A 24,525-nucleotide genomic window follows, 5' to 3' on the forward strand; every position below is an offset into this window, starting at 1 on the left:
ACAACATCCTTCAGTTATAGGTCGATACTGAGTGCTCTACGCAAACCTTATCCATCTTCAGGAGATACATCTTCACGTGGTGTAAATCCAATGGTTAAGACCATCACGATGGCAATACACAAGATACAAGACCCTGCGAGCAAGCTAATGCGAAATGACTCTCCAAAGGCCAATCGTGCGGCATGAATAAATGCTTGAGCATTAGGGGTCTGATCGGCCACACTGAGTGCCCCAGCCAGACTCGTTTTTGCCAGCGCCGTAGCTTCAGGGCTTAAGCCTCCGACCGGTACCTGCGCTCGATACACACTGGTTGCAATTGACCCAATTACCGCGACACCCAGGGCTGCCCCGATTTCACGAACCGTGCCGTTGACGGCACTGCCGGCCCCGATGCGACTCGGTGGCAGGCTCTCTAAGACAACCGAAGTTGCTGGGCTACTTGCCCACGGCAAACCCAACCCAATGAAAATCTGTGCGACGATAAATGGCCAGAAGGGGGCTTCGGGAGTCGTGAAGAAGGATGCAGTCGTTAATCCAAACACGACAAGAATCATCCCCATCATGACCGCGATGCGTGTCCCAAAGAGATCTACCCACCGCGCCGAGAATTGAGCAAAGACCACCTGAACGATTGACAGCGTGATGCCGGCAAATGCTGCTTCAAAGGGCGTCATGCCAAAGACATATTGGAATAGCTGGGTAGAGAGAAAGAACCAACCCATCAACGCAAAGAACATCAATGCGATCGAGAAGGACCCAACGGAAAAACGGCGGTCTCGGAACCACTCAACCTCAACAAGGGGGGTACTGGTATGACGGGATCGGAGCACGAATAACCCCCAAAGCACAAGAGCAATCACACCTGAACCCATGATTGCAGGATTGAAAAACCCATAAATGGGTAGCTCAATAATGCCAAATAGGGTGGACCATAGGGCCAGTACAACTAAAACGGAGCCTATCCAGTCGATTGCGCGTGATTCGGGGTCTTTCGATTCAACCAGAAGAATGGATCCCAAGCCCAAGCCAACGAGGGCGATGGGGACATTCGCAAGAAAGATCGAGTTCCAGTCAAAGTACAGCAGTAACGAACCGCTCATTAACAGCCCAATACCAGCACCGGCACCCGCACATCCAGACCAGATTGCAACAGCTAGGTTCCGTTCACGCCCGACAAATGCAGTGGTAATCAAACTAAGTGTGGCTGGCATCACCAGGCCTGCCGCAACGCCCATCAGCCCGCGGATGACGAAAAGATGTTCGACACCTGTTGCAAATTGGGCGGCCAGTGACGTGATGGCGTAGATCGCCAATCCTATTAAGAGTGCACGCTTACGCCCAAACCGGTCTCCTACAGCACCCATAGGCATCAGTGACCCAGCAAAGGCCATAATGAACACGTCAACAAGCCACTGCAGTTGGGTCTGGCTTGCCCCTAGCTGTCGAGCAATTGAGGGCAACCCCACGACAAGCCCGGCATTTGCCGCCACGACCAGGATGAGGTTTGTACACAAGACCAATAAAATCCACCAGCGTTTTGCATGAACCTCTGGTGGGATTGGTAACGGTGCGTTCGACTCCTTCACAGATGATTGGTCAGCCACGCTCACTCCTTACACACGTTGAGTACACAAATTCTGCACGGGCAGAGGCAAGACGGCACATACTATTCAGGGGGTGCATACCCTCTGGGGCCAAGTGCCAACGCCGCTCCCTGTTCCCATTACACCGGTTGAACAGGTCACAACGTTGCCCGGCGATGTTGTGATGACCTGGACAGACACTGTACCTAAGGATGCTACGTACGCCCTTATTGCCTTCACGAGTTGGGCACTTGCCCTATTGGTCTATACCTTTTGGCGGATTTTCCGTCATCGAGCTCAGCTCCAACATGGCAAAGGAGTCTAGGCTTGCGTTGTGGTTGATCAATACTCCCTCGCGTCCGCCCGGTCTTATGACGGGGTAGCTGGCGACTATTTAAACGGCTGGGCTGATAAACGCCCCCGAGGTATTGCACAGCGTTTTGCGCAACAAGCAGGACCCGAAGCGGTGGTCCTTGATGTTGCAAGCGGGCCAGGACTTGATGTCCGCCTCTTACGTGACATGGGTATTAAACCCGTCAGTGGTGATCTCAGTTTTGGGGTCATGCAAGTTGCTCAAACCCATCACCCCCGTGGTCTTCTGGCTTGTTGGGATTTTCAGCGTCTTCCGTTTGCGGATAATACGTTTGACGGCATTTGGGCACCCGGCGCACTTCACCACCTACCACGCCGGGCATTTGTTCCAGTATTGAAAGAGTGGATGCGTGTTCAAGCACGTGGCCCCATTGTGCTTAGTGTTCCCGAAGGGGATGAAGATCTCGGACTGTACGAGGATCCTCCACTAGAAGACCCGATCCGGGCGAGTAAATGCACCCAAGATCAGCTTCAAGGCTTGCTTCTTTCCCTTGGGTATGTAGGGGTTGAGGTCGAAGTCCGTCTTGATCCACGAGGAACCAATATGCGCTGGGTTCATGCCTGGGGTGTTGCCCCAACCTAGGTCGTGTACGCATTAGTACACCCATTGCCCTAGCTACCATTGATCCATGTCTACTGCACGTCCTCCTATGCCTATGCCCATTAAACGAGTAGTGCGTGAGGCACGCGAAGAAGCTCAAGACTTGGCGATGAGTCCATTGGCAACGAGGGCATTTGGATCTGGTAACCGAGACCGTGCTGAGGACCCTGATCCCTATCGCACCTGTTTTGAACGTGATCGTGACCGGATTGTCCACTCCCTCGCGTTTCGACGGCTAAAACATAAAACACAAGTATTTATTAATCCTGAGGGTGACCACACGATTACTCGTCTCACTCATGTGCTTCAGGTTGCGCAAGTTGCTGAAGCCTTGGCCGCGGCGATGGGTCTCAATAGCGCCCTTGCTGAAGCGATGGCATTAGGCCATGACGTAGGACACACCCCTTTTGGGCATGCTGGTGAGGATGCGCTGGATGCACGGCTAGAAGGTGGTTGGGTACATAGCTATCAAAGTGTGCGTATCTACGAAGTCTTAGAACCGTTGAACCTGTGTGCCGAGACCCGTGAAGGGATTGCCCGTCACCCTTGGAAAATCAACCCTCCCCCCATCACCCCTGAAGGGTGGTGTGTTCGCTATGCGGACCGTATTGCCTATCTAGCCCATGATGTGATGGATGCGATGCGTGCTGGCATGATTCGTGCCCAAGATATTCCGACCTCAGTGACTGATGCGCTTGGTCAACCGGGCAGCAAATGGATTACCCGACTGATTCAAAGTGTTGTCGATTACTCGGTCAGTAATGGGCACGTAGAGATGGACCCCGCATGGTTTCCTATTTTTGATGAACTCCGTGACTGGATGTTTGTGCATGTCTATAAATCCCCTGAACAAGAAAAGCAAGCACGTGCCGCTCATCGGGTTATTAACGACCTCTTTGATTTCTATTTAGCTCACCCCGATAAGTTGCCTGAGCGGTACAGAGATCGCAGTGCCAGCCTGGATATTCAGGTAGCTGATCATGTGGCTGGTATGACTGACCGATACGCCCTTCAGGTCCATGATCAATTGTTTAGGCCACGTCTATTTGACCAACCCCATAGTGGTCTTACATAGTCTTGCCTTTAGTGTTGTATCTCCAGCTTCAAAATTAAGCGCAGGAATGAGTGATGAGTAAACGACTGGTTATTGTGGAATCTCCCGCCAAGGCTCGAAAGATAGGTGAGTATCTCGGGCCTGAGTATGTGGTGGAATCCTCCGTTGGTCACATCCGTGACTTGCCCGCGAATGCCAGTCAGATTCCAGCTAAGGTCAAGGACAAACCATGGGCCACCCTTGGGGTTGACGTTGATCATGAGTTTGCTCCTGTCTATGTGGTGAACCCGGATAAGAAAAAAACGGTCACTGACTTAAAGACAAAGTTGAAAGACTGTGACGAACTTCTACTGGCAACGGATAAGGACCGCGAAGGTGAGGCGATTGCCTGGCATCTTCAAGAAGTATTGAAACCAAAGGTGCCAGTACGACGAATGGTGTTTGGTGAAATTACCAAACAAGCGATTCAACATGCAGTTGAACATACCGGTGAGTTGGATTATCAACTCGTTGATGCGCAGGAAGCGCGCCGTATCCTCGACCGCCTCTACGGTTATGAGGTCAGTCCGGTGCTTTGGAAAAAAGTAAGTACTGGCCTGAGTGCAGGGCGTGTGCAGAGTGTGGCCACACGAATCATTGTGGAACGTGAGCGCGAACGTATTGCGTTTGTGAGCGCAAACTATTGGGATTTAACGGCTGAACTAGCGACAACAGCAGGTAGTCCTTTTGAATCTGGCTTGGTTGAAATTGCAGGTCGGCGACTGGCGAGGGGTAAGGACTTTACTGATCGTGGAACCTTGGCAAATGCCGAGTTACATCGTTTGGATGAAGCCCAGGCTAAGGCCTTGGCTGACGGCTTAACAGGCGGCTCATTCACGGTCCTTGGGGTTGAAACCAAACCATATAGCCGTAAACCACCTGCCCCCTTTGCCACGTCGAGTTTGCAACAAGAGGCGGGGCGGAAGTTGCGCTTTAGTGCACAGCACACGATGCGTGTTGCCCAAACCCTGTACGAAAATGGGTACATCACATATATGCGTACCGACTCCTATCAGCTTTCCGGTGAGGCCATTGCCTCTGCACGGGCGCAGGTGAAGGAGATGTATGGGGCAGACTATTTGCCTGATAAACCGCGCCAGTACGAGAAAAAATCGAAGAATGCTCAGGAAGCGCACGAGGCAATCCGTCCTGCCGGCGATCAGTTTCGTACCCCGGATCAGGTGAAGAATGAATTGACTGCCGAACAATTCCGGTTATACGAATTGATTTGGAAGCGCACATTAGCTAGTCAAATGGCTGATGCGAAGGGCAACAGTGTGCAGGCGCGTTTAACGGCTGAAGCTACCGCTCAGGCGAACGACCTCGCCGGGGCTACCTGTCTATTTACTGCCTCTGGGCGCACGATCACCTTCCCCGGCTTCTTACGTGCCTATGTTGAAGGTAGTGATGATCCTGATGCACAGCTCAGTGATAAAGATGTGATTTTGCCTGAAATGAAGGCAGGCGACGTCTTTACAGCCAAGACGGTGCGTGCCGAAGGCCATGACACTCGCCCCCCGGCGCGGTTTACGGAAGCAAGTTTGGTTCAAAAGCTCGAAGAGCTGGGGGTAGGGCGCCCATCAACTTATGCAAGCATTATCAGCACGATTATTGCGCGTAAGTACGTGTGGAAAAAAGGTACGGCGCTAGTGCCAAGTTTCACAGCATTTGCAACAACGGCCCTACTTGAACAGCACTTTCCTGAGCTTGTGGACTATGCATTCACGGCAAAGATGGAAGACGACCTCGATGAGATTGCCGGTGGTCGGCTAGACCGTACCCCATGGCTCAGCCAATTTTACTTTGGTGATGAGGAGCCGGGTTTAAAGCAGCAGGTTGAGAATAACCTTGGCGATATTGACGCTGCGACGATTAATGCGTTCCCCATAGGGGTTGATGATCAAGGACGTACCATCGTGGCGAAGAGTGGGCGATATGGCCCCTACTTATTGCGTTCAGATGATACGCGTGGTCCTATCCCTGATGATATTTGTCCCGATGAGTTGACGATCAAAAAAGCAACCCAGCTACTGGAGATGCAAACAGAGCTGAAGGTGCTCGGTGACGATCCAGCTACCGGAAAGCCGGTCATTGCGCGTGACGGACGTTTTGGGCCCTACGTTCAAATTGGCCATCCGGATGATGGAAAACCTGAGAAAACAGCGAGTTTGTTAAAAACCCAGCAGCTTGATGCTCTGACCCTAGAGGATGCACTCCAACTATTGACATTGCCTCGTGATGTTGGTCCGCACCCTGAAGATGGTGGCCCTATTGAAGTGGCTAATGGTCGCTATGGGCCGTATTTGAAGTGGGGTAAAGAAACCCGCAGTCTGCCGGATGAGGCGAGTCTGTTCACCATTGATACGAAGGGTGCCTTGGAGCTTTTGGCTCAAGATAAGCGATCAAACCGTTCTACGACGAGCAATGCGGTGCTGCGTGAGTTGGGCAACGATTTGGTCAGTGGGAAACCAATGAGTATTCGGATGGGCCGCTTCGGTGAATACGTCACTGATGGTGAAGTGAACGCTAGTTTGCGGAAAGCCGATTCCATTGAATCGATGACCGATGAACGGGCAAGTGAGCTATTGCAGATGCGTCGTGAACGTATGGCTGCTCAAGGGGAAAAGCCGAAGAAGACAACGAAGAAAGCTGCAACCAAGAAGAGCACGACGACGAAGAGCACGACGAAGAAGGCAAAAACAGCCGCCAAGAAGGCAGAGTAGCGGTGTTTATTGCCTTTGAAGGTGGTGAGGGCGCAGGTAAATCAACACAGATTGAGTTGTTGAAGAACTACCTGACCGAACGTGGGCATGATGTTGAACTCACCAGGGAGCCGGGTGGAACGCCGGTTGCTGAAGCGATGCGTGACTATGTGTTAAACCCTGCGAACACGATTGATGCCCTAGAGGAGTGCTTCATTATCGCAACTGGACGAGCTTCCCATGTTGCGCATCGGATTCGCCCTGCCCTCGCGGCGGGGAAAACGGTGATTACCGACCGGTTTGTGTATTCGTCTTATGTGTATCAAGGGATTGCCGGTGGTTTGGGTCTAGAGAAGGCTAAACGGATTAATGAGCCGGCTATTGATGGTTGTGAACCTGATTTGATTATTTTGCTTGATATTGAAGCTAGTACTGGGGTGGCACGTGCCCGTCAAGCGAAAGATGGTGGAGACCGCCTCGATCAGGCCAGCATGGCGTTTCATGAACAGGTAAATGCAGGCTATCGCACGATTGTGGATGACCGGTGGGCGGTTATTGACGCAAATCGTGATGTCGCAGCGGTGTTTGATGACATCGTTCACGTCATGACCGATCGGGGGTTGTGTGCCTAGCATGATCCCTTGGGAATTGCCGGGTCAAGAACACGCGATTGCGGCCCTCTCGTCAGCGTTCGCACAAGAAGACTATGGCCATGCCTGGGCATTTATCGGCCCAAAGGGGGTAGGGCAAGAACGTGCGGCGCGGCTCTTTGCTGCCGTTACGAATGGTGCAGTATCAGATACTGGCCAGTTGGATCGTTTTTTGCGTGGTACTCATCCTGCAATAACCACGTTTACTCCCATCGGCGCAAACCATCGAAAACGCGATGTGAGTGAGTCGTGGCTTCCTGCGGCAAATCAAACATTGATCGAAGGCAAGGTGAAGGTCCTTCATATCCATGAGGCTGATCGAATGAATATGGAGGCAGCGAATGCCTTTCTTAAAACACTTGAAGAACCACCGGCAGGCACGGTGTGGATTTTGGATATTGCCAATGAGCAGTCCATTCCAGACACGATTTTGAGTCGTTGTCGTCGTGTCCGGTTTTCACCGTGGCGAGCTGAACACTTAGCAACCCTGATTCCCGATCATCCTGACCAGGCTTTATTGATTGCGCTATCCGAGGGCGCGCCGGACAAGGTGGCGGCATTGGCCAGCTCAGTAGCCCTTGGTGAATATCGACAGGCACGCACCTGGGTACCGGACATGCTTGACCGGGGACCAGGTATGGCCATGATGGCTACCCATGCATTAAAAGGTGCAATCAAACGCCGAAGCGACGCGATCGAAGCAGAAGGTAAAGCAGCCATAGCCCAACTTCACGAGGCATATGAAAAAGCACCGCCCACGCTTGTTAAACATATTGACACCCAATACAAGCGGTTGGTACGTGCTGAACGAACCGCAACCATTCAAGATGCACTCGATGCGTGTTTAGGGTACCTCAGGGATGTTATTGCGGTAGCAACCAATACTGAGGCCCCACTACGCAATGTGGATGCCCGAGATCGATTGATTGGTGATTCAACACGGATCAGTGTCACCGCCGCAATCAGCATCAGTGATCGCATTCAACAAACACGTGATGCGTTAGAGGTCAATGTGGCCTGGGAACTAGCTATCCAAGCATTGCTGTTACAAGCGCATACCGACTGCATTGTTCATCGTGTGGGCCAGTGAACTGAAGTAATCCAACACCATTGGGCTAGTGAATACGCTGTCCGCTTGGTACTACCTTGTCGCACACATTCAGCAAACCTGCATGACCATACGGCGCTGATTCCTTTGGGCAAAGTGAAAGGCGGGAGCGTGCTGTCTCCCGCCTTTCTCTGACAGAGGTAGGTGATGAACACTATACATGCTTTACTAAGGTTCACCTAATTAATTCGCTATTTTCGTAAGAAATTTTTTTCGTAAGTCCTCGAAGCCTTACGTTCGTAGCGAATGTGCCTATTTCAGCTGGAGTCCCGGTGCAACCTGAAAGGCCTCACGCAACTGGGTTGCCCGCGCATTTTGGTCCAACTGGTTCAGCCGTTGCACATCGGCTGTCCGTATAAGAAGGTAGCCAGCCGGTTGGGTGTCAGTTTGGACAAGAATCTCAATATTGACACCCGCATCCCGCGATTCGGTAACCATCGTTTCAATGCAGGGGAGAATCGCATTGAAATCACCATCACTCCACGGTTGATAGGCGCGCAAGATCGGTTCACCGGTGGGAGATACATCTTGTTCGGTATGGACACAGGAACGTCGCCCTGCTGCAAGGATGGTGTCAAAGGTCGGGGTATTCCCAGTCCCGCCTTGACTATCGCGCCCATTCCCGTTGCCTGCAGCGGACGAACTCCCCTGGCTACCGAGTTCAGAGGAACCTTCAACAGCCTCATCAGTGGCAATCATTGGCGTTGGGGTTGGCGTGGGTAAATCAAGTGGAGGCAACTCGGGGGTTGCAACAGAAGATGGTTCATCACTTTCTTGCACGCCTTGGGCAGGAAGTTCGATCGTGGTGCGTGCTCGACTTGTGTCATCCGCTTGGATATCAAATAGGAATTTCCCAAGAAAGCCAAGACCCACCAAAACGAGCGCACCCACGATAACCGCACCGATCACCGTGCCGATACGTGTGCCGCGAGAGGCGTTATTCCACCAGAGGGTGAATGTGTTTTTCGTCTTGTACTTTGAAGCCATGGAGTTCCTCGGGGAAAGGTTCCTGTAAATCCTATCTTTGTCAGTCGTTTGCGCGATAATCGAACGCAAACGGTTTACATTCCTGCAGTATCGTCTATGTATCCTGATCCCGTATAGGCAAAATGGCCCACTTTCGGGGGCCAGGGGCGCTTTGGGAGCCTGTTCCAGCTACGTATTCAATGCAAGAAAGGTACGACAACGTTCAATAAGCTGGGCACATGATCTTGTCTGATATCAGCATTCGTGCCGCCCTTGAATCTGGCCATATCACCATCGACCCACTTGGTGACAATGCGATTCAACCGTCTAGCGTTGACCTCCGGGTGAGTGACACGTTTCGTGTATTTAACAATCACAAATACCCGCTGATTGATACGAAGCAGCCATTAGACGGTCTCACCCAAACAGTGACCGTTACCCAAGAAGACCCGTTTATCCTGCATCCCGGTGAATTTGTCTTGGGTTCGACGTTGGAGCGAGTGAGTTTGCCAACTGACCTGGTTGCGCGCATTGAAGGCAAGTCCAGTTTGGGGCGTTTAGGGCTACTCGTACATGCCACAGCCGGTTTCATTGATGCTGGGTTTTCTGGTTGGCTGACCCTAGAGCTCTCCAATGTGGCGAATTTACCTATTGCGATCTACCCAGAGATGAAGATCAGCCAACTTGCATTTTTCCGGCTTGATCAGCCCGCCAGCCGGGGTTATGGAGATCCAGCGCTCGGGTCGAAATATCAGGGGCAAGAAGGGCCAACGCCAAGCCAATTTCACAAGAACTTCTCGTCGTAGTGTGCCTATCTTCAGTGGGCAAAACGAGTATGCCCCCGCCAAGCGATAGTCATGAGCACTCGGCCATTTGAGTGCAGTATTTAGGTTTTTTCTATTTTTCTGTGAAAAAAATTAAAGTTCTACCCGAGTCGAGCCGTACAGCATTGCGTGGGCAACCTATGCCCATAGCTGGGACAGTATGAGGGCGAGATGAATCTACAGGGCGATCCGAAGAAATGGATAACTGATTCAAAGGAAAGTGCTCCTGCCGATCGGCAAGTTAGTTTGGCCATTGGCGGTGTACTGGGTTCTTTTATTCTTTTTTGGGGTGTGCTTGGCTATTTTGCTGGCGATAAGGCAAACCAAGCTGAGCCTATAGTCCGTCAGGACATTGAGACAGTCCAGCTCCTGCCTCGTGGCGGTTCATTGGATGATCCAGATCCGTTGCCTGTCCCCGATATTCCTCCACTAGATGTTCCTGAAGGAAGTGGCGCTGAACCGCCCATCAGCCCCGTTGCCCTGGATGTACCTCAAGATGCAACCTACTCAGATGAAACCACAAATACCGATCAAGAAGACGGTGGTTTCTGGAGCTGGGTGACAAGTATCTTCGACGGGAAGAAAGAGCCAGAACGCCAGTCGCAGAGCCAAACGCGACCAATCGCGAGCCGTCCTGAGCATGTGGTGCCAGCACCACCTGCGGCACCAGCACAACCAGCGGCACCAGTACAACCAGCACCACCTGCTCAGCCTGCTCCCAATCCTCCGGCACGACCGCGGGAAACGCCCCAACATGTTGTTCCGCCTGAAGTGCGGCCAACGCCTGGAGTCCCCGGCCCGTCAACAAAGCCTGAAGCCCAGCTCATTCCACCAGCGGTGATCAAACCGGCCCCAATCGTGCCCGCCCCCCGTCCAACAGATCCGAATAACACCAATAACTCTCAGCCAGACGTTACGCTCATTACCGAACTCTTTGAACGGTTGCGCATCGCCCCGCCCCATGAGGATATGACCTTTGATGAAGATGCGTTCGGCCAAGGTTGGTTGGATATTGATGAGAATAACTGCAGCACGATAGACGACATTTTGGCCCGTGACCTCACCGTGACCGATTCTGGCCGTGGGTGCAGGATTCATGCAGGTTCATTGCATGATCCATACACGAACGAAGTGCTTGACTACTTCATTGAGGATGGACTCGAATCACCCATTGAAGTGAGCCATGTTGTCTCCTTGCCTACTGCTTGGGCAACAGGTGCTCAGGACTTAAGTCAGCGCCAGCGTGAAATCTTTAAGAATGACCCATTGAACCTTCTGGCGGTTAGCCGCGCAGCTAACGCGGAGAAGGGTGATAAAGACGTAACACAGTGGATGCCCACCAATCCTGACTTCACTTGTCATTATCTTGGTCGGCAGATCGCGGTGAAGGCACGGTATGGGTTGACTGTTTCTCCAGAAGAACACGCCGCTATGGCAGAGGGACTGAAGGCTTGTCCGACAGACATGCGTGTCGATGGTGATTCCATCATCAACGCACAATAACACTGAAATCGCTCTAGAAACCCAGGCTATGCCTGGGTTTCTGTTGTAAGAGGCGGCATTGAAGGAGAATGTAGTTCGCTATGTTCTGGATCCGTCCAGATAGGGTTGATAACCAATGTCTGTCTCTTCACGCCAGAAACCTCGCCGGCATACCACTCGGCCTTCTCGGATGATGCTACGCCTCGTGGTCGGCGGTGTTATTGCGGCCGCTGCTGCCTTTGGGTGGGGTGAGATCGACAACCTCGGTTTCAAGCCCACCTCCCCCCAAGAGACGCCGCAACTGGCTTCAGAACCAGCACGGTCTCGTGGGTATCACGCCGACACCTCTATCGTCGATAGCCGAGACGATGCCAGCCAATCAGACGAGATTCGCGCGTTATTAGGGACACTCAAGGTTGCTCCGAAAGAACGTGGCCAGCGGTACCACCGTGATGCGTTTGGTGACGGTTGGACCGATATTGATCACAACACGTGCTACACCCGCAACGATATTCTGCGTCGTGATTTACACGACACGAAGCAAAAAGGTCGCTGCAAAATTATTTCAGGGACACTGGATGACCCGTATACCGGCATGCGAATTCACTATGTGGCGGGGCCAAATACCACAGATGATGTCCAAATAGATCATGTGGTCGCTTTGAAAGACGCCTGGGGTACGGGAGCACAACATATGAGTGCGGAGCAGCGAATCGCATTCTCCAATGATCCCCTCAATCTCCTCGCCGTTGATGGGGAGACGAATGATGACAAAGGGCACCAAAACGCGGCTGAATGGCTTCCACCCAATGCCGGTTTTCATTGTCATTACATCGCCCGTCAAATAGCTGTAAAGGCACGCCATGGCCTCTGGGTAACCCAATCAGAACATGATGCTATGGCAACGGTGTTGCATGATTGCCCACCGGCCATGCGTGTATCTGGAGACACGGTCATTAACGCCGACGAATGAGGCTGCCCGTATTGGCGTTCATACTCAGGATTGAACGCCTCCCGATGTGCGACCCATCGTGGAAGCAAGGATAACGGAAATAGTACGTACCAGGATTCCTCAACCACCAGAATGCGTAGTCATGTCTTGCCCCGTTATGCCGATACATACTGCATGGTGGTATACACGCGCCACATTTATGTATTAAAAATACAAGCTAAATGTATTAAAATGATTGAATAGTATGAAGAACGTTGTACGTAAGGCACTAGATTCATCTGGGCTATCAGCAATAGTTGCTGGCCTGGGGCTACTTGTGAGTTTGCTTCTCGTGTTTGCAGCTGGTGTCACTGTCCTAACCAGTGTTACAGCGGATAAAGGTAATCCCGAAGAGCGGGTTGCCGTCGATACTGTTGTACTTGAACCGGTTGGCCTCCCCGACCCGACACCGGAGCCAATTCCAACTATCGAATTGCCACCGCTTGTGCTTCCTGAGCGCACTCATCCACCTGTTCAAACCCCTATAGAGTCGCCTCAAGATGCGCCTTCTGCTCCCCAACTCGTTGCCGATAGCCGACTGAATGATTCTGCGCGTGAACAAGACCAGCCGAATGGGCAACCTGCTCGATCGTCATTCCTGGGCCGACTGTTTGGGCCGCTCTTTGGAGCAGGCAATACAAGTACACGGCCAGCTGCGAAACCTAAGCCCACTCAATCAACGCCAAGTACGCCCCCTAGTCCGACACCGTCTGACCGTGTGCGTCCTACACCAAGTCCTACGGTTACCCCTGAACCGCCTGCACTCTCACCAGTACCGCCTGCACCCGTTCCACCGCCTGCACCACCCGTGCAGCCAGCACCACCCGCAGCCGGTGATATTGCGGTTGCGTTTGCGGCACTACCGGTAAAACCAGAAGATACTCGGGCGAAATACAACCGAAATGCCTTTGGTAAAGGATGGACACGCACAGATGGGTGTTATACCCGTCAACATATCCTGGCTCGTGACCTTCAACAGGTTCAACGTGACGGCAAGTGCAAGGTCGTTTCAGGTGTTTTACATGACCCCTATACCGGTAAGGTGATCCAGTTTGTTGCTGGGAAAGACACCTCTGACGATGTACAGATTGACCATGTGGTCGCCTTGCGTGATGCTTGGGGGACTGGCGCACAAGACCTCGCTGCTGACCGTCGTATCGAATTGATGAATGACCCCCTGAACCTCCTTGCGGTAGATGGGCCAACGAATAATGCAAAAGGGCATAAAAACGCGGCGGCTTGGTTGCCACCCAATAGCGGGTTTCATTGCCACTATGTGGCACGCCAAGTTGCGGTTAAACAGCGCTATCACCTTTGGGTGACGCCACAAGAACATGACGCCATGGCAGAGGTGCTGGCAGGTTGCCCTCCCATGCGTATGGAGAACAACACCATTACCTCATAAATATTTGCATTCTGCGGTGCGGATTTCACGCTGGGTAGCGGTCCGTGAGTTTGGCAATGAGCGTAGTACATTCCTGCCTCTGCAATTTGGTCGCGAATAGTACAGCGAGAACGAAATGAGCCAAACAAGCACGTCATCAAAACCACGAAGATCGTCGCATCGAGTCAGTGGTATTGCTGGGTTAGCCCTGGCATTGGTGTTGTCATTGGGCAGCATTAGCACCGTTTCACCCGCCCACGCCTTTGAGCAGGGTTCGGTGCACACCATGGCGCTAACGGCATCAACAGCTCAAGGCTGTGATGCACGAGATACTCACCAGCCATCTCGTCCTGGTTGGATTCCACCATGGTTTTGGTCGTTGATTGAACCTGGTGGGCCAAACGATCCTTGTCAATCTGATGAACTTGGCGCCGACCATCACATGGCATCCTCCGATGCGGATTGGCCGCACGACGTTCCACGACCAGAGGTGTCACTGGCACCTATCCCTGAGCCAACACCGACATGGGTACCGCGTACCCCAGAGATACCTGGACCAGAACAACCACAGGACCCCACCCCCGAACCGGACCCTGAGGGCGACGCACCAGAACCACCTACACAACCACAGGGGCAAATTGCCAATTTGTTGGCTAGCCTCGAAACTCGCCCTAAGGACTATCGTCGGCGGTATCAGCGTTCTGAGTTTGGACAGGGGTGGGCTGATATTGATGGCAACCATTGCAACACTCGTAATGACATCCTCGCCCGTGACTTGCGAAATGTGCGTAAACGTGGGCATTGCAAGGTGTTATCCGGCATTTTGAATGGACCGTACAGCGGTAGAGTGATTCATTTTCAATCAGGCCGATACACATCAGCCAAGGTGCAAATTGATCACGTGGTTGCCTTGAAAGATGCGTGGTTGACCGGGGCGCAGAACCTCGACAAAGAACGGCGTATTCACTTAATGAACGATCCATTGAACCTGCTTGCTGTAGATGGGCCTGCCAATGGTGACAAGGGATACAAGAACGCGGCAGAGTGGCTACCCCCAAATGAGCAATTCCATTGCCATTACGTAGCCCGTCAAATTGCAGTAAAAGCTCGCTACCACCTTTGGGTGACCCCACAAGAACATGACACCATGGCAGGGGTGCTAGCAGGCTGCCCACCAATGCGGGTAGAAAATGACAGCATTACGGACGCTGGGTGAAGCACGTTCACCCCTGGGTGTGAGGCGCTCGGCATAGCTTTCTCGTAGCCTTAGCCTATGGACATCGTTGATCGGCCAAGGAAAGCTCCATCACGCGCTTGGGTCCTGGTTCTGGTCCTTATTGCGCTGCCGATCTTGAGTGCGTTGATTGTTGATTTAGGTAATACGACAGTGTTGCTCGGCGTTACTGGTTCAGGACTAGTGCTTACCCTGGCTGTCCTTGCCTGGGCAATTCAGCATGCTCGCAAGCAACAACGTGATTTTGAGGAACGTCTCGCAGCGTGGGCTGCTGAGCGTGCTGTTCAACAAGAACGCCTCCGGATTGCTAGAGACCTTCATGACCTGAGTTCACACGGGTTAGGCACGATCACGGTCCGCGCGGCCACCACTAGCTATCTTGACGGGCCAGATGCTGACGCTGCGCGGCACCAAGCGTTACTCGATATTGAACGGATGAGCCGATCAACGATGGGAGAACTCCGGCGCATGTTGACCCTCTTGCGCAGCCCAGAAGATGAACCGGCTCCACTTCAACCCGCAGATACCTTGGCAACCCTGCCAAGCATCATTAAGGATGCAGAACGAAGCGGACTGATTATCCAGTTGACCATCGATAACCTCACTGACGCGCAAGATGGGTTAGGTGAGCTGGCGCAAAGTGTCCAGAACACGATTTGCGCTATCGTCCGTGAGGCACTGACCAATGTGATCCGACATGCAGGGCCAACAACGGTCCGACTGAGCATCACCCAATCAACCGATATGGTCAACATTGTTGTAGACAATGATAAGAAGAACCCAAACTGGCAGAGCGAACCTGGTGTCGGTCAAGGGCTTACGGGGTTGCGTGAACGGATCTATGCCCATGGCGGCACCTTAACGGCATCTCCCACACCGACCGGGTTCTGTCTTGAGGCGAACCTCCCTGTTGAGGGGGTCCTATGAGTGAACGAGCTGACGTTCTCCAAGCCCCCATTCGAGTGCTCCTGGCCGATGATGAACCGTTGATGCGCCAGAGCCTCCGTATCGTCATTGATAGTCAGCCTGATATGGATGTGGTAGGCGAAGCAAGTACCGGCGATGAGTCGGTGAGGGCGGTACGAAAGCTGAACCCAGATGTGGTGCTCATGGATATTCGTATGCCCGGATCTGATGGAATCCATGCGACACAGACCATCACCAATGAACCATCGTTACGGCACGTTCGGGTATTGGTGCTGAGTATGTATGAACTTGATGAGTACGTGTACGGGGCACTCCGGGCACGCGCAAGTGGGTTTTTGCTAAAGGACGCGCACCCTACCGTGTTACTCGATGCTATTCGGCGGATACACCGAGGTGAGGCACTATTTGCTCCTTCAATCCTCTCCAAACTTGTTGATCATTACATCGCTAATCCCACCGACCAGGTACCTGTCGAGTCCGATCGGGCAGGATGCCGCCTTACCCCCCGTGAGACAGAGGTCTTAACCCTCATTGGTCGCGGCCTATCCAATAGTGAGATTGTGGCGATGCTCTATATCTCTCCCAATACGCTTAAAACTCATATCAGTAACCTGCTGCTCAAACTCCAGGCCAGGGACCGTGCTCAACTGGTAATTGCGGCCTATCAACGGGGTCTTGTGAAACCGACACGCCCCTAGGGTGCAGTTGGTACCACGTTGCCCCATGGTGTTGATTGAACAATTGTCATCACCGCGATAATCACTCGCCCTTAAGGGTGAGGGTACAGACCTACCGGCATAAAGTTCACCGTTGGCGGTGATTTGCGAACCATCCTGTGGCGTTAGCGTCAGGTCTATGTCTACACACGCGGTTTCTCCCCCATCGGCCACCATCGCCATTTACGTTGGTGAGTTCACCAAGGCCATGTCATTGCCTGCCGTCACACGCACCTTACTGTTTGGGACGTTCGCTATCTGTGCTGCGGTGGTTTTCGTCATGATCCAAGTGCATGGCTTCTTTGCTCAGGGGCGTGCTGATGAATTGGGTGGCCTAACGGTTGATGCGCTGATGCGTGACATACTCCACTACGGGCAAGTTATTCCCGTGTTGTTGGGGGCCTGGATCGTTGGTCAAGATAATGCAGTTGGCCCTGGCCGACTAGCTGTACTTGTGGTTGCTCGCCGTGGCACGTTATTAGGAGCCAAACTGTTCACAACCGCTGGTATCGCCTTATTCGCGGCTATCACCTGTACGAGTGCCAGTCTTATCCCCTTGGCGAGTATTGCTGAGGGTGGAACGGGTGCGCTCTCACCCCTTCCTTATGGGTGGGTGATTGGCTATTGGGTACTCATGGCCGTACTCACCGCCGCCATCGTTGCCGCAAGCCGAAATCTGGTCGCCAGTGTGGTCTCAATACTTGTTTGGACCATTGGTCTTTCTGACCTGCTCACCGCACAGATCCCAGCACTGTCAGGAACGGTTGATCAAGCTTTTAAACAGGTCTATCTCCACGGCGGCCCAGTACCACCGGCCTCTTCGTTGATAGGTGTAGCTGCACAAGTGCTATTCGTACTTGTCCTCAGCGTGGCGATCTACCGATGGCGCGATGTTCGGTAACTATCAGGCAACGGGGTGATGTTATTGCTGATTGAAAGGAACAACAAATGATTGAAGTCATCAATCTCACGAAAACCCACGGCGCCATTACAGCGGTGGACCAGGTGAGCTTTATGGCACCAGCAGGAAGTGTCACCGGACTCCTTGGCCCCAATGGTGCAGGTAAGTCATCAGTAATGCGCATTATTTGTGATCTTGACCGTGCTGATAGCGGCACGGCAACGGTTTGCGGACGACGGTACCGTGAACACCCCTTTCCAATGCGTGTGATTGGGGCCCAATTTGAAGGTTCAGGGGCACATCCTTCTCGACGGGCAATCGACCATTTGCGATGGATTACACGGGTGAACCGCCTTCCAGGTACACGTATTACCGAGGTGCTTGAGCTTGTTGACCTTCAGCCACGCGACTGGAAACGGCGTGTTCGAGAATACTCCTTGGGTATGCAACAACGACTCGGCATTGCCGTCGCTCTCCTTGGCAATCCCGATGTGGTGATTGTTGATGAGCCAGCAAACGGGCTTGACCCTATCGGCATGCAGTGGTTGCGTGGACTCCTCACCGGCCTTGCCCGTGATGGCAAAACAGTGCTGATGAGTTCCCACCTCATGAGTGAAACAGAGATCATTGCCGATCGAGTTGTGCTGATGGATCGCAGTCGCGTCATTGGAGAGGGCTTAGTAAACAATCTCGTGCAGGTACACGGCAGCTTAGAACAGGCGTTTTTTACCCATCTCGAACAGTCACGCCAGATGCGTATGCGTACGGGAGCCCACCAATGAAGTTCATTGATGTACTTGGCGGTGAGCTGGTCAAACTCGTTACTCACCGTGCGCTGATGGTAACAATCCTTATCAGCACGGTGCTCACATTGTGCTATTGCATTATTGATTCTGGCCCACCCAGTTCACTCGGGTTAAGTACACCAGAAACGGCCGGGGTATATGCCATGGCAAACTTCTCGTTCATTGCCGCAATCGTGGGTGTATTGATTGCGTCATCTGAATACGAAGGTGGTCAGATTGGCTCATCGGTTCTTGCCGTGCCTCGCCGGGGCAGGATAGTTACGGCAAAGCTCTTGGTGTCAGCCCTCGTGTCAACCTTGCTTGGACTCGTGCTAGCGGTTGCGATTGCGACGATTTACCAAGTGCCACTCGGTGATCAGTCCGTCTATGCCACCGGCGCTGCGAGCACATTGATCGTTAGCCTCGCCCTTGCTATTTGTTCGTGGACGGCCATTGGTGTGCTCAGTACCTGTGTGGCCCTCATTATTCGTTCACAAACCACGGTGCTTGCCGCAATGGTACTCCTTACCTTTGGTGGTACCCCGCTCATGATCGCCCATCCATTCTTTCAGTATCTCCCTATGAATGCGGGCGTATTGATGTTTATTGACCGCGAGACACAGACCGCTGATTGGATTCACCCTCCTGATGTTGAGGTGCCCATTGCGGCCCTAACCCTCGTGCTGTGGAGCGTTGGGGCAATCATCGCCGCTTCGGTGGTATTTGCGCGCCGCGATATCGGTGCGCGCCAAGCCACCGTTGAATAGGACTGTTGTGATGTAGAGGCCAAGGGACCAACCTCGTGTGAATGCCCGTTGTCATGCCACAAGACCGTTGTCGGTATGGTGCTCGGCATGGCTGCTATCGATGCATATGAGAATATCGTATTGACACGTATAAATGTAGTATGTATGCTACATTCCATAGCGATAGTCATAGGTGTTATGGATAGGTGGGAAGCGTCATGGATGCCCTGATTCACGTCAGTGATTTGCACTTTGCCTACGGTGATCACGTCGTACTTGACGGTATGAGTGCTGATATTCATAGAGGTGAAGTTGTGGTATTGCTAGGGCCAAATGGAACAGGCAAAACCACGCTGGTTGAGCTCATCATGGGGTCACTGGCCCCACATGCCGGTTCAATTCGTACCCTCGGACGTGACCCACGAACCCAGCACGGTGCCTGGTTTGGAGAGATTGGGCTTGTCATTCAGCACTATTCAGACCACGGCAAATGGACGGTCAATGAGTTCATGGCGTGGATCTGCGGCCACTACGTGAAAGAGCCACATCACCTCTCACCGGCAGATGCTCTTGAGCTTGTTGGGCTCGGTGATGTGGGCAAGCAGGTGATGGGCACGCTATCGGGTGGGCAGCGTCGGCGCTTAGACCTTGCGGCCGCGGTCGTTGGGCAACCTGAGTTGCTTATTTTAGATGAGCCGACGACTGGATTGGACCTTGAAGCGCGGCAGCAATTCCACCGCATCATTCAAGATCGTGTTGATGAAGGGGTAACCGTGCTGATGACAACACACGATATGGCCGAAGCACAAGACCTCGCTGACCGAGTACTGATCTTGAACCATGGGCATTTGGTTGCTAGCGGGTCACCACAACAACTCCGTGACGAACTGTTGCAACCAACCCAAATCACCTGGTTTGAAGATGGTAAACGACAGGTCCATGCCACCGACTATCCGGAAGTGTTTTTAAAGTCATTGGATTTGGACGCTATCACGGGAATTGAAATAACAAGACCAACGTTAGGTGATGCCTACTTGAAGCTAGTAAATACAACAAAGGAGACTGCGTGATGAGTGCAATAACTTCAGCTTGGATTCAAGCTAAAGCCGATATACGTGTTAACTTGGTTGGGTTTACTATCCTTAATCATATTATTGCTCCAGCAATATTTGTGATTGCAACTATATTGATGATTCGTAATACTGACCCAAGTTATACACCGATTATTATAGGGTCACTCTATTCAGGAATAGCTTCCTATTCAGCCTATGCAATTTTTTTAATTTTTTCTGAATGCTATACTGATCGTCTCTCAGGTAATATGGTTCGTATTAGAACATTACCTAATGGGGTAAGGCAGTGGATGATTGGGAAGCTCATCTTTTGTGAGATTCTATTTCTAGACATCACTATCTTGGCGTTACTGGCAGCAACTATATTTATCCCACAAGTTCAGTTCTCGGTTTCACTCTCAGTAGGGATTCTTGCAGTAGTTGGGTTCGGTATCCTGGTAATGACACCATACGGGTTCATGGTTGGGGTACTTATTCGTTCTGTATTCGGTTTCCTTGTGGTAATGGCTGTCACCGGGGTTCTCTTTATCTTTACGTCAGGATTTGTTCCATTTGACGCATTACCTGAATTCACTTCCTATATGTCGGTGATAAGTCCCTTCTTTTGGTTGGGATATGCCGGATATACACTCCAAGCATCAGCCGGTGTGGGTCCCTTCGGCGTATTCAATGGCATGAGTCCTATCGTTGTATTTGGTGTATTAGCCCTCTGGGGTGTGGTTGGTTGGGCTATCGCGCCTAAGGTTGTGCAGATCATGATGCGAAAAGAAACGATTGGTCGCCTGTCACAGCATAGGCAAAAGACTCGCGAGCTTTCGGGGCTGTAGGCCAATGGCTGAAGAATCAGAGAAGGTTTATAACCGAATTAGTGTGCTTCGTGCTGACCGCAAGGTCAGCCGTCGGCAGTTGGCAGATGATCTTGGTGTCCACTACCAAACCATTGGGTATCTTGAGCGCGGTGAGTATTCACCGTCGCTGGTGCTTTCATTGAAAATTGCAGCCTATTTTGAGGTACCGGTTGAATCGGTATTTAGTCTTGAACCCTTTGCCCCTATTCAATAATCCACGCCTGCACGGGCAAGCAAGCTTGGCCAGTAGGTAGGCCAACCCCCTTGAGTTCTAGCGTGCTTGCTGGCATTAACGATGAGGCCGTGGAAGTGGGCGTGTTCAGCTGCGTTAAATCCTTCTGCTTCAATGACGGGGTCAAGGGTGCGCTTAGCGTGGTTGTAGGTGGTGTATATGCCGTGCCCAGTGGCTTCAATAAGTCGCCTGGCGTAGAGATCATAAATAAACACAGGGCGTTGATAGACATAGAGGAGTAGGTCATCGGCGGTTTCAGCACCTACCCCATGAACACGGAGCAAATCTTGGCGTAGGGTGGGGGTGTCTTGGGTGTGGGCATCGGGGTGATGCTCAATGAACCAGGTTGAGATGTCTTTAAGGTAACGGGTTTTTGCTCGCCGATACCCCGATGCGTAAATCAGCGTTTCGAGGGTTTCTGCTTCGAGCGCTAAGAGCGCATCAGGACGCAAGCAATCGGCCTGCTTGAGGTTGTCAATACAGGTAACCACGTTCTGCCAGTTGGTGTTTTGGGTCAAAATCGCCCCCACAAACACCTCAAAATCTGAATCAGCCGGCCACCAATTGCCAGCCTCTACCGAGGCATCAAGCACGCGATAGATCTCACGAAAGGTTGGTGGTGTGGACAAAGGTGTAGGCATAGGCAATAAGTAGACCAAAACCTGGCTCGGTGCAAGGACGGTTCAAGTGATGAAGCTGGCAATGCTATCGATCTGAAGCATCTATAAAAATATAAAAATCTACCCTGTACTTCTCCTGTTAACGTCAATCATATTACTGGGCTATCATCAAATAGATAGGAAGAGGGATATTTAGGGTTTACTTATATTGTGTTCATATGTAGAGTTAGTAGCTAAATTAGTAAGAATCTAACTTTTGACCAGTCCTGATGGTGTTATAGAGGCTAGATTATAGTTAGCCCCTATGTAAAGGAGTAAAAATGTGGCCTCCAATACTTGGTCAAATTATATTTATTCGTTTGGTTTAGTATTATGTTACGGCTTAGGCCAAGCACTTTACATGCTATGTAGTGTTAAGGTAGTTGATGATGGGCGATCGGTTGGATGGTATATTTCAAGAATAATTATTCTACTGATTCTACTTTATAAGTATATAAATAGAGATTTAACAATAACCTTCTTTGATGTGGTGATTATCACTGTTTGTATTGGGTCTGTGGCACTGGCCATCTATGACAGTGGTAGAAAGAATAATTGATACTCGTATTAGGTGATAATGCATTATCTTGTTAGTCGGCACTTGGCTGGATGCAGAACAGTGCTGTTTGGCTGACGCTCTTGGTGTCCACTACCAAACCATTGTGCAACATGGCCGAGGTAACGGGCTTTGGCGCGTTAAAAACCGGAAGGGCGAATAGGAGCTTCCAGCATGTCACTCGGATAGCCAAGAATCTGCTCAGCCTCAACTCCGTGAGCTGCTTTGAGGGCTATCAAGCTGCGTACTACATTTCGCCACGCAGTGTTTTGGGTAAGCACCGCACCAACACATATCTCGAATGGGGTGTCCGCCGGCCACCACTCACCAGGATCAGTTGTGGCGGCCAAAACGGCATACACGTCACGGAAGGTGGGAAGTCTGGCCGTCATAAGGTGTGCGGGGTATGTTCACCTAATACATCGTGTTGGTGTTGGCTGATTGCTTGGGAATCTGCTGGATAGCATCCCAATGCTCAACGATCTTTCCGTTTGTATCAAAGCGGAAAAAGTCCATCGTCACATATTCCTCTGTGGCGCCATCGCTTGTATGCCAAACCTGGTGGGTGTGGAGTGACACGAGATCGCCTTCGGCAACTGACCGAACAAATGAAATCGTTTTATTGGGATACTCGCTAGCCATACGTTCAAAATAGGCAATGAACCCTTCTGTTCCGTTGGCAACTAACGGGTTGTGTTGAATGTATTGATTGCCTACATACGTGTGAACAGCTTGCCGCGGATCGCCATTAAACGCCATTTCGTAATAGGCGATAGCGTTCTTCTTGTTATCTTCTAAGCTCATGAATGAAACAGCTCCTATTCTTCTTATATAGATAATTAACTATTTAATAATAATACTTTTAGTGCTATAGATTCTACTCATCTGGTAGGAGTTCTATACCAGGATTATTTAGTTATAAAGATAGTATAAGTAGATAAGGTTAATTTTCTATATAGAGCTAGTAAGCAGCTCTATAGGCATCTGTCCGTACTTCACAGGATTTGTTATTCCAGCAGCAAGAAGTTGGTTTGATCTCAGAATAGGGTCAACGGTCTCTGACAGCCAAGTTGTTTTGAGGCCAGAAGCAGATGCGACAAGATTGAGTGCGACAAAAATCTTGTAGACGGAATGGTCTGTAAAGTTGTAATGGTTCTTCTTTGTTCGGCGTACAATATTCCGCTGAATACCTGGGACATCAAAAACAGAATGGTTCCACAATTTGGCACAATGTGCGATTCGGTTACGTAAGTAAACGAATGAACGTACCTGGCTTGACAATGTTCTCTTTGATAGATTCATAGATGTTGCCAAGTCATCTAAGACCCCAGCCCTTCGAGAGGCTTGGATAACACGTGAAAGGTTTCCGAAGGAAAATGCCTCTACGGCCACCCAAACAGGCATATGTTCGTAAGCCTCCGGCGTATACCGCCCTTCTTCCTTTATGTCTTCACGATAGTGAGCGATAAAGGTTTCTTGGCTCCTATTAAGGTTAGCTAAAAGATAGTGCTCTATAGGTCTTGCGATAGATTTTGGTGGATGGGTGAACCCTTCACCCAGTACAAACTTACCGCAAGAACCAACCCTCTCGGCGTAGTGATATGCGAATCTTGTTCGGAGTAACACTTCAATGGGGTGAAGTAAATCGTCGCAAACAATAACTAGGTTCTGTTCGGCTAGGTAGAGATCACGAATAATGTTAAAGGAGGCACCATCTATGAATTGGTTATCACCGTGAGTTGGGTCCCGCTGCCAGTAACGAAAGTATCCAGAAAAGCGTTAGTAGTTGACTTGTGACAAGAACTGAACAGCATCTTCGACGTCGTCAATAACCAACCCACGCTTAGACAATAATGTGGCTTGTTCTTCATAACTGAGCCGTTGTTTGTTCATATCAGTCTCCAGAAATGAAAGGCCCCGGCCATTTGTGCATTACCCTCAGAGAGTAAGAGGCCGGGCCGGGGATCTATCACCTTCAGTGTAGCAGAACAGTGGTGAAGATCGCCCCGACCTCCGGCATTATCCGGGTAATAAAAAAACCTGAGCGGCGTCAAAAGCTATGAACCACTTCAACAGTCACCCTGCGATACGG

General features: G+C 51.4%; 25 protein-coding genes. 19 read left to right on the plus strand and 6 right to left on the minus strand.

What is annotated here, in order from left to right; translation table 11 throughout:
• Positions 1–47 precede the first annotated feature (47 nt).
• Positions 48–1,604, minus strand: coding sequence for an MFS transporter (locus VCU37_RS03295; RefSeq protein WP_336249203.1), 1,557 nt, complete (start codon positions 1,602–1,604; stop codon positions 48–50).
• Positions 1,605–1,698: 94 nt separating this feature from the next.
• Between VCU37_RS03295 and VCU37_RS03300 the strand changes: the two genes are divergently transcribed.
• From VCU37_RS03300 to VCU37_RS03325, 6 genes are read left to right on the plus strand one after another with little or no spacing between them, the layout of a single operon-like run.
• Complete coding sequence (locus tag VCU37_RS03300; RefSeq protein ID WP_336249204.1) at positions 1,699–1,908, plus strand: hypothetical protein; 210 nt, start codon at positions 1,699–1,701, stop codon at positions 1,906–1,908.
• Positions 1,909–1,917: 9 nt separating this feature from the next.
• Positions 1,918–2,538, plus strand: coding sequence for a class I SAM-dependent methyltransferase (locus VCU37_RS03305; protein ID WP_336249205.1), 621 nt, complete (start codon positions 1,918–1,920; stop codon positions 2,536–2,538).
• A gap of 46 nt (positions 2,539–2,584) precedes the next feature.
• Positions 2,585–3,631 carry an HD domain-containing protein gene (locus VCU37_RS03310; protein WP_336249206.1) on the plus strand — a complete coding sequence of 349 codons (1,047 nt, stop codon included), beginning with the start codon at positions 2,585–2,587 and terminating at the stop codon, positions 3,629–3,631.
• A 53-nt stretch (positions 3,632–3,684) separates the two neighbouring features.
• Complete coding sequence (gene topA, locus VCU37_RS03315; RefSeq protein ID WP_336249207.1) at positions 3,685–6,372, plus strand: type I DNA topoisomerase; 2,688 nt, start codon at positions 3,685–3,687, stop codon at positions 6,370–6,372.
• A 2-nt stretch (positions 6,373–6,374) separates the two neighbouring features.
• Positions 6,375–6,983: a dTMP kinase gene (gene tmk, locus VCU37_RS03320; RefSeq protein WP_336249208.1), complete on the plus strand. Its 609-nt coding sequence runs from the start codon at positions 6,375–6,377 to the stop codon at positions 6,981–6,983.
• A 1-nt stretch (position 6,984) separates the two neighbouring features.
• Positions 6,985–8,091, plus strand: coding sequence for a DNA polymerase III subunit (locus tag VCU37_RS03325; RefSeq protein WP_336249209.1), 1,107 nt, complete (start codon positions 6,985–6,987; stop codon positions 8,089–8,091).
• Between the two features lie 270 nt (positions 8,092–8,361).
• On the opposite strand, the gene VCU37_RS03330 is transcribed toward VCU37_RS03325, so the two are convergent.
• Positions 8,362–9,096: a hypothetical protein gene (locus tag VCU37_RS03330; protein WP_336249210.1), complete on the minus strand. Its 735-nt coding sequence runs from the start codon at positions 9,094–9,096 to the stop codon at positions 8,362–8,364.
• Between the two features lie 218 nt (positions 9,097–9,314).
• Here VCU37_RS03330 and dcd point away from each other — a divergent pair, with 218 nt between their 5' ends.
• The 13 genes from dcd to VCU37_RS03395 all read left to right on the plus strand — a co-directional run bounded on the left by dcd (position 9,315) and on the right by VCU37_RS03395 (position 21,200).
• Positions 9,315–9,881 carry a dCTP deaminase gene (gene dcd, locus VCU37_RS03335; RefSeq protein WP_336249211.1) on the plus strand — a complete coding sequence of 189 codons (567 nt, stop codon included), beginning with the start codon at positions 9,315–9,317 and terminating at the stop codon, positions 9,879–9,881.
• Positions 9,882–10,070: 189 nt separating this feature from the next.
• Complete coding sequence (locus VCU37_RS03340) at positions 10,071–11,402, plus strand: HNH endonuclease family protein (RefSeq protein WP_336249212.1); 1,332 nt, start codon at positions 10,071–10,073, stop codon at positions 11,400–11,402.
• Positions 11,403–11,517: 115 nt separating this feature from the next.
• Positions 11,518–12,354 (plus strand): HNH endonuclease family protein, encoded by an 837-nt coding sequence (locus VCU37_RS03345; RefSeq protein ID WP_336249213.1) that lies wholly within the window; start codon positions 11,518–11,520, stop codon positions 12,352–12,354.
• Between the two features lie 223 nt (positions 12,355–12,577).
• Entirely contained in the window at positions 12,578–13,777 is a 1,200-nt protein-coding gene (locus VCU37_RS03350) for an HNH endonuclease family protein (RefSeq protein WP_336249214.1), read from the plus strand.
• Positions 13,778–13,892: 115 nt separating this feature from the next.
• A complete protein-coding gene (locus VCU37_RS03355; protein ID WP_336249215.1) occupies positions 13,893–14,972 on the plus strand; it encodes a GmrSD restriction endonuclease domain-containing protein in 1,080 nt (359 codons plus the stop codon).
• A 57-nt stretch (positions 14,973–15,029) separates the two neighbouring features.
• A complete protein-coding gene (locus VCU37_RS03360; protein ID WP_336249216.1) occupies positions 15,030–15,917 on the plus strand; it encodes a sensor histidine kinase in 888 nt (295 codons plus the stop codon).
• On the plus strand, positions 15,914–16,615 hold the full coding sequence (locus VCU37_RS03365; protein ID WP_336249217.1) for a response regulator transcription factor: 702 nt from the start codon (positions 15,914–15,916) through the stop codon (positions 16,613–16,615). The genes VCU37_RS03360 and VCU37_RS03365 overlap by 4 nt, the downstream gene beginning before the upstream one ends.
• Before the next feature lie 157 nt (positions 16,616–16,772).
• Positions 16,773–17,534: a hypothetical protein gene (locus VCU37_RS03370; protein ID WP_336249218.1), complete on the plus strand. Its 762-nt coding sequence runs from the start codon at positions 16,773–16,775 to the stop codon at positions 17,532–17,534.
• Between the two features lie 47 nt (positions 17,535–17,581).
• On the plus strand, positions 17,582–18,316 hold the full coding sequence (locus VCU37_RS03375; protein WP_336249219.1) for an ABC transporter ATP-binding protein: 735 nt from the start codon (positions 17,582–17,584) through the stop codon (positions 18,314–18,316).
• Positions 18,313–19,086: a hypothetical protein gene (locus VCU37_RS03380; protein WP_336249220.1), complete on the plus strand. Its 774-nt coding sequence runs from the start codon at positions 18,313–18,315 to the stop codon at positions 19,084–19,086. Before VCU37_RS03375 ends, VCU37_RS03380 begins: the two co-directional genes overlap by 4 nt.
• A 197-nt stretch (positions 19,087–19,283) precedes the next feature.
• Positions 19,284–20,135: an ABC transporter ATP-binding protein gene (locus VCU37_RS03385; RefSeq protein ID WP_336249221.1), complete on the plus strand. Its 852-nt coding sequence runs from the start codon at positions 19,284–19,286 to the stop codon at positions 20,133–20,135.
• The gene (locus tag VCU37_RS03390; protein WP_336249222.1) at positions 20,135–20,965 is read left to right on the plus strand and encodes an ABC transporter permease; all 831 of its coding nucleotides are present in this window, start codon (positions 20,135–20,137) and stop codon (positions 20,963–20,965) included. The genes VCU37_RS03385 and VCU37_RS03390 overlap by 1 nt, the downstream gene beginning before the upstream one ends.
• A 4-nt stretch (positions 20,966–20,969) precedes the next feature.
• Positions 20,970–21,200 carry a helix-turn-helix transcriptional regulator gene (locus VCU37_RS03395; RefSeq protein WP_336249223.1) on the plus strand — a complete coding sequence of 77 codons (231 nt, stop codon included), beginning with the start codon at positions 20,970–20,972 and terminating at the stop codon, positions 21,198–21,200.
• Here VCU37_RS03395 and VCU37_RS03400 read toward each other — a convergent pair.
• The 4 genes from VCU37_RS03400 to VCU37_RS03415 form a co-directional block, all read right to left on the minus strand.
• Entirely contained in the window at positions 21,194–21,859 is a 666-nt protein-coding gene (locus tag VCU37_RS03400; protein ID WP_336249224.1) for an endonuclease III domain-containing protein, read from the minus strand. The two genes, VCU37_RS03395 and VCU37_RS03400, sit on opposite strands and share 7 nt — an antisense overlap.
• 714 nt (positions 21,860–22,573) lie before the next feature.
• Positions 22,574–22,825 carry a hypothetical protein gene (locus VCU37_RS03405; RefSeq protein WP_336249225.1) on the minus strand — a complete coding sequence of 84 codons (252 nt, stop codon included), beginning with the start codon at positions 22,823–22,825 and terminating at the stop codon, positions 22,574–22,576.
• A gap of 22 nt (positions 22,826–22,847) precedes the next feature.
• Positions 22,848–23,237: a nuclear transport factor 2 family protein gene (locus tag VCU37_RS03410; protein ID WP_336249226.1), complete on the minus strand. Its 390-nt coding sequence runs from the start codon at positions 23,235–23,237 to the stop codon at positions 22,848–22,850.
• Positions 23,238–23,384: 147 nt separating this feature from the next.
• Entirely contained in the window at positions 23,385–24,152 is a 768-nt protein-coding gene (locus tag VCU37_RS03415) for an Abi family protein (protein ID WP_336249544.1), read from the minus strand.
• Between the last annotated feature and the right edge of the window lie 373 nt (positions 24,153–24,525).

Origin of the sequence: Stomatohabitans albus, from assembly GCF_036336025.1 — a bacterium.
GTDB lineage: Bacteria > Actinomycetota > Nitriliruptoria > Euzebyales > Euzebyaceae > Stomatohabitans > Stomatohabitans albus.

Bases quoted from the DNA above. Each gene is read 5' to 3' on its own strand.
- VCU37_RS03330 (WP_336249210.1), bottom strand. From the start codon at position 9,096: ATGGCTTCAAAGTACAAGACGAAAAACACATTCACCCTCTGGTGGAAT.
- VCU37_RS03345 (WP_336249213.1), top strand. From the start codon at position 11,518: ATGTCTGTCTCTTCACGCCAGAAACCTCGCCGGCATACCACTCGGCCT.
- VCU37_RS03400 (WP_336249224.1), bottom strand. From the start codon at position 21,859: ATGCCTACACCTTTGTCCACACCACCAACCTTTCGTGAGATCTATCGC.
- VCU37_RS03390 (WP_336249222.1), top strand. From the start codon at position 20,135: ATGAGTGCAATAACTTCAGCTTGGATTCAAGCTAAAGCCGATATACGT.
- VCU37_RS03375 (WP_336249219.1), top strand. From the start codon at position 17,582: ATGATTGAAGTCATCAATCTCACGAAAACCCACGGCGCCATTACAGCG.
- VCU37_RS03340 (WP_336249212.1), top strand. From the start codon at position 10,071: ATGAATCTACAGGGCGATCCGAAGAAATGGATAACTGATTCAAAGGAA.
- dcd (WP_336249211.1), top strand. From the start codon at position 9,315: ATGATCTTGTCTGATATCAGCATTCGTGCCGCCCTTGAATCTGGCCAT.
- topA (WP_336249207.1), top strand. From the start codon at position 3,685: ATGAGTAAACGACTGGTTATTGTGGAATCTCCCGCCAAGGCTCGAAAG.
- VCU37_RS03310 (WP_336249206.1), top strand. From the start codon at position 2,585: ATGTCTACTGCACGTCCTCCTATGCCTATGCCCATTAAACGAGTAGTG.
- VCU37_RS03410 (WP_336249226.1), bottom strand. From the start codon at position 23,237: ATGAGCTTAGAAGATAACAAGAAGAACGCTATCGCCTATTACGAAATG.
- VCU37_RS03380 (WP_336249220.1), top strand. From the start codon at position 18,313: ATGAAGTTCATTGATGTACTTGGCGGTGAGCTGGTCAAACTCGTTACT.
- VCU37_RS03360 (WP_336249216.1), top strand. From the start codon at position 15,030: ATGGACATCGTTGATCGGCCAAGGAAAGCTCCATCACGCGCTTGGGTC.
- VCU37_RS03355 (WP_336249215.1), top strand. From the start codon at position 13,893: ATGAGCCAAACAAGCACGTCATCAAAACCACGAAGATCGTCGCATCGA.
- VCU37_RS03350 (WP_336249214.1), top strand. From the start codon at position 12,578: ATGAAGAACGTTGTACGTAAGGCACTAGATTCATCTGGGCTATCAGCA.
- VCU37_RS03325 (WP_336249209.1), top strand. From the start codon at position 6,985: ATGATCCCTTGGGAATTGCCGGGTCAAGAACACGCGATTGCGGCCCTC.
- VCU37_RS03370 (WP_336249218.1), top strand. From the start codon at position 16,773: ATGTCTACACACGCGGTTTCTCCCCCATCGGCCACCATCGCCATTTAC.
- VCU37_RS03365 (WP_336249217.1), top strand. From the start codon at position 15,914: ATGAGTGAACGAGCTGACGTTCTCCAAGCCCCCATTCGAGTGCTCCTG.
- VCU37_RS03385 (WP_336249221.1), top strand. From the start codon at position 19,284: ATGGATGCCCTGATTCACGTCAGTGATTTGCACTTTGCCTACGGTGAT.
- VCU37_RS03405 (WP_336249225.1), bottom strand. From the start codon at position 22,825: ATGACGGCCAGACTTCCCACCTTCCGTGACGTGTATGCCGTTTTGGCC.
- VCU37_RS03395 (WP_336249223.1), top strand. From the start codon at position 20,970: ATGGCTGAAGAATCAGAGAAGGTTTATAACCGAATTAGTGTGCTTCGT.